Raw genomic sequence first — 13,459 nt, 5'->3', positions numbered from 1 at the left:
TGACGGGACATCCGGGCGATCCATGCTAGGGTTGAATCATCGCATTTAAACAAGGAAGTCCGATGATCCGATCCCTCTTTTTCGCCAGCCTTCTGGGCCTGAACATCACCGCCACCGCAGGAGCCGCCGATATGATCGAAAAGACAAGCCCCCATTCGGTTGCAGAAACCATTGACCGGCTGGAGGCTGCTGTAGAAGCCGCAGGGGCCACTGTCTTTGCGCGGGTCGATCACGCGGCAGGCGCTGCGAAAGTGGAGATGGACCTGCGCCCGACGCAGATGCTGATGTTCGGCAATCCCAAGCTGGGCACACCGGCGATGCTCGATGGGCAAACCGCGGGTCTGGACCTGCCGCTGCGCGTACTGGCCTACGCCGACAATGAAGGTATGGTGCGCGTGGTCTACCACGACCCTGCTGATTTTGCCGGGGCCCATGGGCTGCCTGCGGACGCCGAGTACGTGCAGATGATGACCGGGGCCCTGGATAAGCTCACCTCAAAAGCAGTCGCGACCGAGTGACCGCAAGGGTGGCCTGAAAGCCCACCCTACCTGCAGGCAGCATCGGGTGTGGCAAACAGGTAGGGTGGGCTTCAGGCCACCTTCGGCGCAAGGGTCAGGCCGCCTCGTCAGATTGCTGACGCGCCCAGAGTTGTGCGTAGCGACCGCCCTTTTCCAGCAGGTCCTCATGTCGGCCCTGTTCTACGACCTCACCCTGTTCCAGAACGATGATTTTATCCGCTTCGGCAATGGTCGACAGCCGGTGCGCGATGGTCAGCACAGTACGCCCCCGCCCCGCCTGCATCAGCGCTTCCTTGATGTCCTGTTCCGTTTCGGAATCAAGCGCCGATGTCGCCTCGTCCAGCAACAAGATCGGCGGATCCTTCAGCAACGTCCGCGCGATCCCTACCCGCTGTTTCTCCCCGCCCGAGAGTTTCAGCCCTCGTTCCCCAACCGTCGTCTCGTAACCGTCCGGCAGGCGTTCGATGAAGTCGTGGATCTGTGCCGCCCGCGCCGCCTCTTCTATGTCCGCCTGCGTCGCCCCATCGCGTCCGTACCCGATGTTGTACCGGATGGTATCGTTGAACAGCACCGTGTCCTGCGGCACAACACCAATGGCCGCGTGCAGGCTTTCCTGCGTCACCTGGCGCACATCCTGACCGTCTATGCGCAGGGCGCCTCCGCCAACGTCATAGAAGCGGAACAGCAACCGGCCGATGGTTGATTTCCCCGAACCGGTGGACCCGACGATGGCAACCATCTCACCGGGCTCCGCAATAACGCTGACCCCCTTCAGGATCGCCCGCTCGGCATCATATCCAAACCGCACGGCGTCAAGCTCCACACGCCCGCCCGTCACTTCAAGCGGCTTGGCATCGGGCGCGTCCGTCACCTCTGCCGGTTGTTCAAGCAGATCAAACATCTCGCCCATATCCACCAACGCCTGCCGGATCTCGCGATAGACCGTGCCGAGGAAATTCAAGGGGATGGTGATCTGAACCATGTAGGCATTCACCATCACGAAATCACCCACCGTCAGCGACCCGTTCTGCACCCCGATCGCGGCCATAATCATCACCCCGATCAACCCGCCCGTGATCAGGAGAGACTGGCCAAAGTTCAAAAACGCCAGACTGTAGTTGGTTTTGATTGCCGCCGCTTCGTACTTCTCCATGGCGCTGTCGTAGCGTCGGGCCTCGCGCGCCTCGGCACCGAAATACTTGACTGTTTCAAAGTTCAGCAGGCTGTCGATGGCCTTCTGGTTGGCATCGGTGTCCTGGTCGTTCATCTCCCTGCGAAGCTTCACCCGCCACTCGGTCACTGCAAAGGTAAACCAGACATAGAGCGCGATGGTGGCCGCAACCACGAGCAGGTACCAGAAATCGAAGACCACCGCGAGAATGATCCCAACCAGCACCAGCTCCAGCATCAGCGGACCGATCGAAAAGAGCAGGAACCGTAGCAGGAAGTCGACGCCCTTCACCCCACGTTCGATAATCCGGCTGAGCCCGCCGGTCTTACGGGTGATGTGATACCGCATGGAGAGCTTGTGGATGTGATTGAAGGTCTCGAGCGCGAGCATCCGCAAGGCACGCTGGCCAACCCGCGCAAAGACCGCATCCCGCAACTGCTGGAAGCCGACGGTCATCAACCGCGCAACACCGTAGGCAACCGTCAAGCCGACAGCGCCAAGTGCCAGCATGGGCACGCCTTCCTCGGCCAGCGCGTCAACGGCGCCTTTGTAGAAAAACGGTGTGCTCACCGAAATCAGCTTGGAAAAGATCAAAAGCGCCATCGCACCAAGAACCCGGTGCCTTACCCAGGCAGGATCTTCCGGCCACAGGTAGGGCGCGACCTTGCGGATCGTTCGTAGACCCGATTGCCGTTCCTCATTTTCCGTCTTTTGTGCATCCGTCGCATCATCCGCGTCCGGGCTCGTGGTCGTATCGGCTGGCATGAAGTGTCCTGCTTGCGTTCAAAGGCTTACGTAAGGCACTCATCCGGCCTTTGCCAGTCAAAGAGGGGATTATTCGCGCGTTATCTGGGCGCGTTGATGCGGCGTGCTATTCAACCGGCAGATCAAACACCTGTCCCGGATAGATCAGATCGGGGTCACGAATGTCGGTGCGATTGGCCTCGAAGACACGCACGTAAAGCAAACCTTCACCGTATCTGTCGCGTGCAATGGCCCAAAGGGTGTCGCCGGTCTGGACCGTCACCGCGCGCACCGGACCCTCCTGCCCCGCGGACGCTTCTGCCAGGATTGCAGGCGCCTCGCGTTTGAATGGCGTCTCCAGGCGGCTCGTTACGTCACCGGCTTCGTTCACCTCATCAACCCGCAGTTGGTAGATGCCCGCATCGACCTCGGGTATCTCACCACGCCAGCCGCCACTCACGTCGACGGGCAAGCCGCCGACAAAACGGTTGTCGAGATAAACACGCACTTCAGATGTTCCGGCAACGGCCCGGCCCGACAACTGCACATCGCCGGTCTCGGAATACCCAATGGTGTCAATTGCAATCGACGACAGCACTTGCGGTTGGGATTGCAGCAACTCGACCCCATCCTCGGTCGATTTGAGCACGGCGACAGATTGCGATGGGCTAGCAGGCTCCACCTCAGCGACCTCTGCCTCACTTTCCCGGGTTGGCTCGGGTTGCGCAGGTGCGGTCGCCGACGGGGCCTCAACATCTGGCCGGGATGGCGTGTCAGTCTCATCAGCTGTCACAACGGTGTCAGCATCGGGGACCTTAGACCTTTGCGTGGTGTTCGGCGCAAGCGTCGCAAGCTCTTCGGCCACCGGAGCATCTACAGGATCAGCGCCCTGCGATGGGTTTGTGACTTCAGGGGGTTCTTGAGCCGCTTCAGCCGTAACCGTTTCATCCTGCTGGATGGCCTCCGGTGCAGGCATTGCGTCCGACGTCGCGACCTCCTCCGGTCCACCTGTATCCGGGCTCCTCTCTGCAAGCGCGGTATCTGCCGGAGCCGCATCCCCAGAAGAGGACAGGCCGACCTCCGGCGGACGCGCAGGTGCGGGGTCCGCCTCCACCGTTTGCACCGGAAGCGGCGCCAAAATCACGTCTTCAGCCGACATCACAGGCGCGCCCGCCCCGTTTGCCTGCAGCGTGAGAACGCGCGCGTCATCGCTTGGGGCTACAACACCCACGGCCGCAAAGGCACCATTCGCATCCGCCGTTGCAGTTGCCACCTCCTCGCCATCCACCAGCACAGACACCTGCGCGCCGGGTTCCGCGCGTCCGGCGATAACGGTCAGACCGTCGTCCTCCAACCGGACCTCATCTATACTTGGGGCAACGCGTGGCTCGGCCGCACTGTCCCCGTCCGCCGCTTCATCATCGGACGCACCGCCTTCAGTCGCCGCATAAGGTGCATCCTGCGAGGGCACCGACGCATCCTGACCTACGATGGCGGCCAGTTCTTCGTCACTTGGCGCGGGTTCCGGGCCAAAGCTGAGGTAGGCACCCGCTGCAATCACCGCGACGATCACGATGCCAGCCGCCAACAATCCTGTGCCACCTGATTTGGTGCCAGCCCCCTCTTCGCGCATAGTATTCTCTTCTTCCCGAATGCTCGCCGTCCCGAGCAGTGGGACAGACGTTGAGCCTACATATCAACTGCTCTATCACCGGTCAAAACCCCGGCGATCACATTTGCCATTAATTTCAACGGTAAGGGATACTCTCATGCGCCTGAAATCTGTCTGCGTCTACTGCGGTTCGCGCCCAGGCGCCGATCCCGCCTATCTGTCGGACGCCACGGCACTGGGCAGCACGCTTGCGGCCGAAGGCTGGCGTCTGGTCTATGGCGCTGGCGATGTGGGGTTGATGGGGGCGGTTGCGCGGGCGGCGCAGCAGGCGGGCGGCGAGACCTTTGGCGTGATCCCGCAGCACCTTGTCGCCTGGGAGGTCGGCAAGACCGATCTGACCTCTTACGTGGTGACCGAGACGATGCACGAGCGCAAGAAAGTGATGTTCATGAACTGCGATGCAGTCGTGGTTCTGCCTGGCGGTGCCGGGTCGCTGGACGAGCTTTTCGAGGTCCTGACCTGGCGCCAGCTCGGCCTGCATGAAAAGCCGGTATTTCTTGTAAATACAAATGGTTATTGGGACCCTCTGCTGGCACTTTTAAAGCATGTCGCCGATCAGGGATTCGCCGATGACACGCTGCACGGCTACTATGAAATCGTGCCCGATGCTGCCGCCGCGCGGGACGCCTTGCGCCGCGCCTTGTCCTGACGATAGGCGGTGGCGGAATAGAGCGCCAGCGCGCTCCAGATCAACGTAAATGCCGCCACGTGCCACGGTCCGAAGGGTTCCGAGAAGATAAAAACCGCGCAGGCAAACTGTAGCGTGGGGTTGATGTATTGCAGCAGGCCGACGGATGTCATCGCCAATCGGCGGGCCGCGTAGGAAAACAGGATCAGCGGCAGCGCGGTGATCGGTCCGGCAAAAATCAACAGCGCCATCGTCTGCCGATCACCACCAAAAACCGCACCACCATCGTGATGCGTTTGCAACAACACGAGCAGCGCGATCGGCATCAACAGCAGGATTTCCCCGGTCACGGACACCACGGGGCCTGCATCCTGCTGCTTTTTGATCAGCCCGTAGAAGCCAAAGGTGATCGCCAGCGTCAGGGCAATCCACGGCACGGTGCCCAGACCCACGGTCAGGATTGACACCGCCAGCGTCGCGAAGGCCACCGCCACCCATTGCGTGCGGCTCAACATCTCGCCAAACACCAGACGCCCGATCACAACCGCCACCAGCGGGTAGATGTAGTATCCCAGCGACGTCTGCGTGGTATTGCCGTTCTGCACCGACCAGATGAAAAGCGACCAATTCGCCGCAATCATCAGCGAGGCAATGGCCACCAGTGTGAATGTGCGCAGGGTGTTCATGGAGCGGGTGATTTCGCGCAGCCGCCCCTGCACAGCGAGCAGCCCGGCAAAGAGGACCAGTGACCAGATCATCCGGTGCGACAGAACCTCGACCGCCGGAATGTGCGACAACAGCTTGTAGTACATGGGAGAGAGCCCCCAGATACTGCAGGCCCCGATCATCGCCAGCACGCCTTTGGTTTGCTCGTTCATCGCACCCCTGCTCCTCTGAGCGTGGTTGTGATCCGAATTGGCACGGTCAACAAGTAAAAAGGCCCCACCCCCCGGGCAGGACCTTTCGAATGCGCAGGAAAACGGTGGCCTGGGATCAGAGCCGGCTGGCTACGTTCTCCCAGTTCACGAGGTTGTCGAGGAAGTTCGAAAGGTAGTCGGGTCGCTTGTTGCGGAAATCGATGTAGTAGGAATGCTCCCACACATCGCAGCCCAGCAGAGCCGTCTGACCAAAGCAGACCGGGTTCACGCCATTCTCGGTCTTGGTGACCTTCAGGCTGCCGTCGGTGTCTTTCACCAGCCACGCCCAGCCGGAGCCGAACTGGCCCGCGCCCGCGGCCTTGAAGTCATCCTTGAACTTGTCGACCGATCCAAAGCTGTCGGTGATCGCCTTTTCCAGCTCTCCCGGCATCGCGCTGTCGCCCGGCCCCATCATCTCCCAGAACTGGTTGTGGTTCCACAGCTGGCTGATGTTGTTGAAGATGCCGTTCTGCGCGACGGCAGAGGCGTCATAGGTGCCCTTGATGATCTCTTCGAGCGATTTGCCTTCCCACTCGGTGCCCTCGATCGCCTTGTTGCCATTGGTCACATAGGCGTTGTGATGCAGATCGTGGTGATACTCCAATGTCTCCGCGGACATGCCTTTGCCAGCCAGAGCGTCGTGGGCATAAGGAAGATCAGGAAGTGAAAAAGCCATTGCGGGCCCCCTTTGTCATTTCAGTTGGGTGTACTGCACATGAAGCGCAGCCGCTCCGGAGTTCAAGTGTTAACGGGCGCAAAAAGTGCTCCGACTGCGGATTTCGATGGGAAAACCCCCGCCGACCGGGCCAGGATCACGCGATCAGCTGGTGCGCTTGGTACAGGTCCCCGTGCCCGAAAACTGATTGTGATAAAGATCTGGTCGCGCATAGACCGAAATCTTTCCATTCTTGCGAATCGTGGCTTCAAAGTCGAAGTAGGGAGTTCTCTGATTTTCGCCGTTCGTATAGTCCTTGATGGTCCATTTGACCGTCAGCCTGTTGGCCGTTTGACGCACACTGTTTGCCGCAACGGGCGCCGAGTACACCTCAAGAACAAAGGCATCACTGACCGTCGCAGTACCATTGTCACGCACCACAATCGCGATTTTTTCGGAAATCCACCCCTTACCGCGTTTGAGATTGGTCATATCGCAGTCATAGAGCACGCCCTGCGCCGCGAGGGCCGGTACCGGAAGAAACAAAAAGAGCAGAAATGATAAACGCCGTAGCATACAGTATCCAGAAATTGTGGGCACACGCATCGCATCCCGAACGAGGCGAAATCACACGGATTTCACGCACATCACCATCGGAACCACCCGCGCACCGGATTGGTTTCCGCGCAATGCTTGCAGTGACGCCAAGTGGCGTCAACTGTTACTCTTGGTAAACGCCCACCGATGACCCGGGCTGTGCCGCAACAGTCAGCAAATCAAAGACATATTGTGCTTGGGACCGGAAACAAATGATGTGAAACGCCTCCTCCTCCGGCATCCAGAAGGCGGCGGGGACCTGCGCCAGCCGTGTGCGGCGGAACATGCCGGGGGTGAACTGGTCGGGGGCCAGATCCACCGGGCTCAGCTTGGCCATGACCTCGCGCCCACCCACCCCGCTGACCCGGAACATTGCCCGGGCATCGGAGACGTTGACGGCGAGCGCATGCGATTTCGCCAGCACCTTGTGCATCCTGTCCAGGGTCTCGCCCACGGCATCGTAGGGGCAAAGAAGCAGGAGTTCATCCGGGCTCATCCAACACAGGGCGCGATCCTTCTCGGCCGTGACCATACCCTGATCCGGCATTGCGGTACCGGACGCCGAGGTGGCGGCTTTTTTGACCGCGCTGGCAGTAAGATCGCCGCGCAGGGTGATCATCCCCTGAAGGGGAGCTTCCGCAAGTGTCGCGATCCCGTTGTCGGCAGACGCGCCGCCCAGAGCAGTGATCGGCTCAGACATTGGCTTTCTCCCCGTCCTTGTCATAGAAAACCGGATCCACGATGCGCGCCTTGTAGGTCGCCCCCTCGGTGCCGGGGAATTCCAGCACCTCACCCATGCGGTCGGGGCCATGCAGCACCAGCCCCATGGCGATCCCCTTGCCGAGATTGGGCGAGTGGTAGCTGGAGGTCACGCGCCCGATCATGGTCTTTTGACCATTGGCATTTTCGCCTTCGCCCACCGCATAGGCGCCGTCGGGCAGCACCGCGCCCGAGAGCGTTTCCAGACCCACCAATTTCCAGCGCTCAGGGTCGGTCATATGGCTCCGCTCCTGCGCGCGTTTGCCGAGGAAATCGTCCTTTTTCTTTGAGATCGCCCAGTGCAGCCCCAGATCCTGCGGGATCACCGTGCCATCGGTCTCGTCCCCGATCATGATGAACCCCTTTTCTGCACGCAGGATGTGCAGGGCCTCTGTCCCGTAGGGCATCACACCCAGATCGTGACCGACGACCATCAGCGCATCCCAGAAGGCCTGCCCCTGCCCCGCATCGACCGCGATCTCATAGCTCAATTCGCCCGAGAAGGAGATGCGATAGACGCGAACTTTGAAGCCGCCGAGGTGGCCATCGGCCCACTCCATGAACCCGAGCGCGTCTTTGGAGACATCCATGCCGCCCAGTTTTTCCAAGGCCTTACGCGCGTTCGGGCCAACCACGGCCACCTGCGCATATTGCTCGGTCACATTGGCCACATAGACCTGCCAGTCCCACCATTCAGTCTGCAGCCATTCTTCCATATGCTGGTGAATGCGCTCGGCGCCGCCGGTGGTGGTGTGGCAGAGGAAGGTGTCGTCATCGACCCGCGCCACCACGCCATCATCAATCAGGAAGCCGTTTTCCGAACACATCAGCCCATAGCGACATTTACCGGGCTTCAGCGTGCTCATCATGTTTGTGTAGAGCATGTCGAGGAACTTACCCGCGTCGGGCCCCTTCACGATCAGCTTGCCCAATGTCGAGGCATCGAGCAGCCCGAGATTCTCGCGCGCATTGCGCGTCTCCCGCATCACGGCATCATGGGTGTTCTCGCCGTCGCGGACATAGGCATAGGGACGGCGCCAATGGCCAACCGGCTCCCACTCCGCGCCATGCGCGTCGTGCCAATTGTGCATCGGCGTGCGGCGGATCGGCTGGAAGACGTCGCCCCGTGCCTCACCTGCAATCGACCCCATGGAAATCGGCGTGTAGGGCGGGCGGAAGGTGGTGGTGCCCACCTGCGGGATGGTGCTGTTCAGCGCCCCAGCCAGCGTGGCCAGTCCGTTGATGTTGCTGAGCTTCCCCTGATCCGTCGCCATGCCGAGGGTGGTGTAGCGCTTGGCATGTTCGACGCTCTCAAACCCTTCCTGCGCGGCCAGTTGCACGTCCGAGACCTTCACATCGTTCTGATAATCCAGCCAAGCCTTGCTGCGCAGTTTTACACCTGCACCCTGCGGCATCAGCCAAACCGGCATCATCGGCGCTTCTTCCAGGCTGTCACCAACAGGACAGCTGGTCTGGCGTACCTTGAACCCTGTGGCCGCAGCGGCAAGCTTGCCCGCCTGATCGCCATCGCCCAAAGAATCGGCCAATCGCAGCGCGCCGTTCGCGGCCCCGGCGGCTGTCACAAATGCCTCGCCCTGCGCGCCCATCGGCGCTTTGTCCACATCAGGACGGAAATGCGCCTGCGTCTCATCCCAGATCAGTTTGCCGCCACAATGCGACCACAGGTGCACCACCGGTGACCAGCCGCCCGACATGGCCACCGCGTCGCAGGCGATCTCTTCGAGCACAGCCCCTTCGCCCGCCTGGCTGCAAACGCAAACACCAGTGACGCGCTTGGTGCCTTTCACCTTTGCGATGGCGTGCCCCATCATCACCCGGATGCCCAGGGCTTTTGCCTGCTCCATCGCGGGGCTGTCCTGTGCCAGCACCCGCGCATCAAGGATCACGGGCACGCTGAGGCCTGCGTTTTTAAGGTCAAATGCCGTAAGGTAAGCATCATCATTGTTGGTCACGACCACCGTGCGATCCCCGGTGGAGACACCGTAATTGACCAGATAGTCACGCATGGCAGAGGCCAGCATGACGCCGGGAATGTCGTTTCCTGCGAAGGGCAAAGGACGTTCGATTGCGCCAGTGGCGGTCACGATATGCCCCGCCCGGATGCGCCACAAGCGATGCCGAGGTCCGGGATTTTCCGGCGCATGATCACGCAGTTGCTCATAGCCCAGGACGTAGCCGTGATCATAGACGCCAGCGCCCATCAGCCGCTTGCGCAGCGTGACATTGGGCATTGTCTCCAGTTCGGAGACGATTTGATCCACGTAGTTTTCCACAGGCACGCCATCCACCGTGCCGCCATCGACGGGGCCACGTCCGCCCCAATAGGCGGACTGTTCGACCAGCAGCACCTTGGCGCCTGTCGCGGCGGCCGTCTTGGCCGCTTGCAGCCCCGCCACACCGCCGCCGATGACCATTACATCGCAGAAAAAGTGAAAATGCTCGTAAGTATCTGCATCCCGTGCCTTGGGGGCACGACCCAAGCCGGCGGACTGGCGGATGAACGGCTCGTAGACATGTTTCCACAAGGGCCGGGGATGCATGAACATCTTGTAATAGAACCCGGCGGGCAGAAACCGGCTCAGATGCGTGTTGATCGCGCCAACGTCAAATTCCAGGCTGGGCCAGTGGTTCTGGCTCTGCGCAGTCAGCCCCTCGAAAAGTTCGGTGGTAGTGACCCGCTGGTTGGGCTCGAAGGTGCCTTCAGCGCCCATATTCACCAGACCGTTGGGCTCTTCAGCGCCGGCGGCCACCAACCCCCGCGGGCGGTGATACTTGAACGAACGCCCGACCAGCATCTGATCATTCGCCAAAAGAGCGGAGGCCAGCGTGTCGCCCTCAAAGCCGCGCAGCTGTTTGCCATTGAAGGTGAATTTCAGGGCCTTTTGCTTGTTCAGCAGGCGGCCACCTGTTGCAAGGCGCGTACTCATGACTGGGATTCCGGCATAGATGGCGAAGGGGGGATTTGCATATTTCTGGAACAATGAAAGATCATTCGAACTCTCTCCACGCCCAATTGGGGCGTTTTTCAGAGATCTTGTCCCGCAGATCCTTGGGCGGCTCCGTGGTCTGGGCGGAATAGATCCCGAACACTTCCAGCGTGGTGGTGCAGCGTGCGGCGTGAAACCATTTACCGCAGCCGTAGGCGTGCCGCCACCGCTCAAAGTGCACGCCGCGCGGGTTTTCCCGCATGAACAGATAGCCTTCGAAGTCATCCTCGGATGCGCCGGGGCCAAAGCGTTTCAGATGCGCTTCACCGCCTCCCTGGAATTCGGTTTCCTCGGCGGTAACGCCGCAAACGGGACAGGACAGGATCAGCATGCGTAGGCTCCGGCCATCGGGGGGCGGCACGCAAAAAAGGCGGGCGTCCGGAGACGCCCGCCTTTGGCGGTCCGCAAAAATGAGAGGGTGTTATTCGACGACAGCGGGTGCTGTGTCAGCGGGTGCCGCCGGTGCGGTTTCGATAGCGGCAGGATCTGCGGCGCCATCGGGATCTGTGGGCACGGTGCTTGTGCCAAGAACGGCCAGCAGGAAGACGAAAGCGCCGATAACCACGAGCGCGATGAAAATGCCTTTGCCACTGACGCCATCGTTATGGGTCGTATAGTCAGCCATTGTTTTGTCTCCTTGTTACGGGAGGCCAGTGTGAAGGCTGACGGCCCTGTCGCAACCACAGCAGGCGCCGTGGTCTGATTTCGGCGAGCAAAAGCCAGATAAGCGCGCATCGGGAAGCCGAAAAATGCCGATTTAGGGGTAAAATGATAAAAACCGCCCGGGCGACGGGACGCCCGGACGGCTTTATTGCACATCGATTTTTCGAGTTTAATTGCCCGAGACGGCTTCTGCTGCGCTTTCCAGGGCTGTGTCCGGGCCTTCGACCGAGACAGCCTCGCCACCGGCCAGCATGAAGTACGCCAGAATGGCGACGACAACCACGAGTGCGCCAACGATAAAGGCGATACCGGTGTTGCTACCACTGGAGCTTGATTGATCGGACATGTTGTTTCTCCTTTTCGCGTTGCGATTGAAAGGAGAACACCCTGCCCACGGGAAAAGTTCCGTGAAACATGCACCTTACGACTGTCGCCAAATCTGGTGCGCTGCGCTACACTGTGTGCAGTCCGGGTGAGGAGGATCCGATCATGAGCCACGAGATGACGGCGGTTCTGGTATTTGGCGTCATAGGTGTACTGGCGTTGGTCATGCTGGTGCGCGAAAGGCGCGGCATTGCGGCGCGAAAGGCAGCGCGCGGCGGACGTGAGGTGAATGTCAGCAACCTGATTGCCTTTGGGTCTGCCGCGGGTGAGGGCGAGAAAACGCACACTGACTGACGCCCAATGCCCGCCTTGGTCCATCTTATCGCCTTTGACAGGCTGCTTTTGCAGGTCCTTCCCGTAGTCTGGCACGGTATCGCACGCAAGCCGGATGGGATCGGCGGACCGGGGGATGGCGGCGGCTGACATCAGTGCGCGACCCCGGCAGCGACACTTTCATCAATGAACCGACCTTCGCGAAAACGCTCCAGTCCAAAGGCATCCGTTAGGGGACCGTGTCCCTTTGCCATCAGTTCCGCCATTGCCCAGCCTGAGCCCGGCGTCGCCTTGAATCCGCCCGTGCCCCAGCCGCAGTTGATGAACACATTCTCCACCGGGGTTTTCGACAGGATGGGGGAGCGGTCGCCGGTGATGTCCACGATCCCGCCCCATTGGCGCAGCATCTTCAGACGGCTGACCATCGGGAAGGTCTCGACCAGGGCGCGCACGGTTTCCTCGATGTGGTGAAAGGATCCGCGCTGGGTGTAGTTGTTGTAGCCGTCGGTACCGCCGCCGATCACCATCTCGCCCTTGTCGGACTGGCTCATGTAGCCGTGCACCGTGTTGGCCATGACCACAACGTCCATACAGGGCTTGATCGGCTCGCTCACCAGCGCCTGAAGGGCCACGGATTCAATCGGCAGCCGGAAGCCCGCAAGCCCCGCCACATGTCCCGAATTGCCCGCTACCACGATGCCGAGCTTGTCGCAGTCAATCGCGCCCTTTGTCGTGTCCACGCCCACGACGCGGCCATCCTCGCGGCGCACAGCCGTCACTTCGCATTGCTGGATCACATCCATGCCCATATCGGAACAGGCCCGCGCATAGCCCCAAGCCACCGCATCGTGCCGCGCGGTGCCGCCGCGTGCCTGCCAGAGCCCGCCCAGAACCGGGTAGCGCGGCCCGTCGATGTTGATAATCGGCACCAGCTCTTTCACCCGGCGCGGCCCGATGAACTCGGTCTTTACGCCCTGCAGCGCATTGGCATGGGCGGTGCGCTGGTAGCCGCGCACCTCGTGATGGGTCTGCGCCAGCATGATCACACCGCGCGGGGAGAACATCACGTTGTAGTTCAGGTCCTGGCTCATCGTCTCATAGAGCGACCGAGACTTCTCATAGAGCGCCGCCGAGGGATCCTGCAGGTAGTTGGAGCGGATAATCGTGGTGTTGCGCCCGGTATTGCCACCACCCAGCCAGCCTTTTTCAAGGATGGCCACGTTCTTGATCCCGAAGCGCTTGCCCAGATAGTACGCCGTGGCCAAACCATGCCCCCCGGCCCCTATGATGATCACGTCGTATTTCTTCTTGGGCTCCGCCGCACGCCACGCCCGCTCCCACCCGGAGTGATACCGCGCAGCCTCGCGCGCCACGGCAAAGACGGAATAACGTTTCATGGCAAGATCACCCCAAGACGAATAGGCCGGATTCGGATCGGCATTCAGATTGCTATTGTTCTGCGTTACTGAC

The 13,459-nt window shown here is 60.8% G+C and carries 14 protein-coding genes; 3 read left to right on the top strand and 11 right to left on the bottom strand.

The annotated features are described in order from the left end of the window. Positions 1-62 precede the first annotated feature (62 nt). Positions 63-518: a DUF302 domain-containing protein gene (locus Q1A52_RS13570; RefSeq protein ID WP_300016228.1), complete on the top strand. Its 456-nt coding sequence runs from the start codon at positions 63-65 to the stop codon at positions 516-518. A 94-nt stretch (positions 519-612) separates the two neighbouring features. Here Q1A52_RS13570 and Q1A52_RS13565 read toward each other — a convergent pair whose 3' ends face one another. Then, positions 613-2,454 carry an ABC transporter ATP-binding protein/permease gene (locus tag Q1A52_RS13565; RefSeq protein WP_300016225.1) on the bottom strand — a complete coding sequence of 614 codons (1,842 nt, stop codon included), beginning with the start codon at positions 2,452-2,454 and terminating at the stop codon, positions 613-615. 106 nt (positions 2,455-2,560) lie between these two features. Beyond that, on the bottom strand, positions 2,561-4,066 hold the full coding sequence (locus tag Q1A52_RS13560) for an Ig-like domain-containing protein (RefSeq protein WP_300016222.1): 1,506 nt from the start codon (positions 4,064-4,066) through the stop codon (positions 2,561-2,563). Positions 4,067-4,202: 136 nt separating this feature from the next. Between Q1A52_RS13560 and Q1A52_RS13555 the strand changes: the two genes are divergently transcribed. After that, a complete protein-coding gene (locus Q1A52_RS13555) occupies positions 4,203-4,754 on the top strand; it encodes a TIGR00730 family Rossman fold protein (RefSeq protein ID WP_300016219.1) in 552 nt (183 codons plus the stop codon). On the opposite strand, the gene rarD is transcribed toward Q1A52_RS13555, so the two are convergent. The 8 genes from rarD to Q1A52_RS13515 all read right to left on the bottom strand — a co-directional run bounded on the left by rarD (position 4,694) and on the right by Q1A52_RS13515 (position 11,678). Next, positions 4,694-5,611: an EamA family transporter RarD gene (gene rarD / locus Q1A52_RS13550; RefSeq protein WP_300016216.1), complete on the bottom strand. Its 918-nt coding sequence runs from the start codon at positions 5,609-5,611 to the stop codon at positions 4,694-4,696. The genes Q1A52_RS13555 and rarD overlap by 61 nt on opposite strands. A 115-nt stretch (positions 5,612-5,726) precedes the next feature. Continuing rightward, positions 5,727-6,326 (bottom strand): superoxide dismutase, encoded by a 600-nt coding sequence (locus Q1A52_RS13545; RefSeq protein WP_299782530.1) that lies wholly within the window; start codon positions 6,324-6,326, stop codon positions 5,727-5,729. 144 nt (positions 6,327-6,470) lie between these two features. Continuing rightward, a complete protein-coding gene (locus Q1A52_RS13540; RefSeq protein ID WP_300016213.1) occupies positions 6,471-6,797 on the bottom strand; it encodes a hypothetical protein in 327 nt (108 codons plus the stop codon). A 229-nt stretch (positions 6,798-7,026) separates the two neighbouring features. Further along, a complete protein-coding gene (locus tag Q1A52_RS13535) occupies positions 7,027-7,602 on the bottom strand; it encodes a sarcosine oxidase subunit gamma (protein WP_300016210.1) in 576 nt (191 codons plus the stop codon). After that, positions 7,595-10,609, bottom strand: a complete 3,015-nt coding sequence (locus tag Q1A52_RS13530) for a sarcosine oxidase subunit alpha family protein (protein WP_300016208.1) — start codon at positions 10,607-10,609, stop codon at positions 7,595-7,597. Before Q1A52_RS13530 ends, Q1A52_RS13535 begins: the two co-directional genes overlap by 8 nt. Before the next feature lie 61 nt (positions 10,610-10,670). Continuing rightward, on the bottom strand, positions 10,671-11,000 hold the full coding sequence (locus Q1A52_RS13525; RefSeq protein ID WP_300016205.1) for a sarcosine oxidase subunit delta: 330 nt from the start codon (positions 10,998-11,000) through the stop codon (positions 10,671-10,673). A 90-nt stretch (positions 11,001-11,090) separates the two neighbouring features. Further along, entirely contained in the window at positions 11,091-11,294 is a 204-nt protein-coding gene (locus Q1A52_RS13520; RefSeq protein WP_195818759.1) for a hypothetical protein, read from the bottom strand. Between the two features lie 207 nt (positions 11,295-11,501). Beyond that, positions 11,502-11,678, bottom strand: coding sequence for a hypothetical protein (locus Q1A52_RS13515; protein WP_299782519.1), 177 nt, complete (start codon positions 11,676-11,678; stop codon positions 11,502-11,504). A 68-nt stretch (positions 11,679-11,746) separates the two neighbouring features. Between Q1A52_RS13515 and Q1A52_RS13510 the strand changes: the two genes are divergently transcribed. Next, positions 11,747-12,010: a hypothetical protein gene (locus Q1A52_RS13510; protein WP_300016202.1), complete on the top strand. Its 264-nt coding sequence runs from the start codon at positions 11,747-11,749 to the stop codon at positions 12,008-12,010. Between the two features lie 131 nt (positions 12,011-12,141). Here the strand turns inward: Q1A52_RS13510 and Q1A52_RS13505 are convergent, their stop codons facing one another. Continuing rightward, positions 12,142-13,386, bottom strand: a complete 1,245-nt coding sequence (locus Q1A52_RS13505) for a sarcosine oxidase subunit beta family protein (protein WP_300016199.1) — start codon at positions 13,384-13,386, stop codon at positions 12,142-12,144. Positions 13,387-13,459 lie beyond the last annotated feature (73 nt).

It is taken from the genome of uncultured Roseobacter sp., assembly GCF_947488185.1.
In the GTDB taxonomy this organism is placed as follows: domain Bacteria; phylum Pseudomonadota; class Alphaproteobacteria; order Rhodobacterales; family Rhodobacteraceae; genus Roseobacter.
Note: the sequence above shows the minus strand (reverse complement) of the source record. Positions and strands in the feature narration are given on the sequence as shown.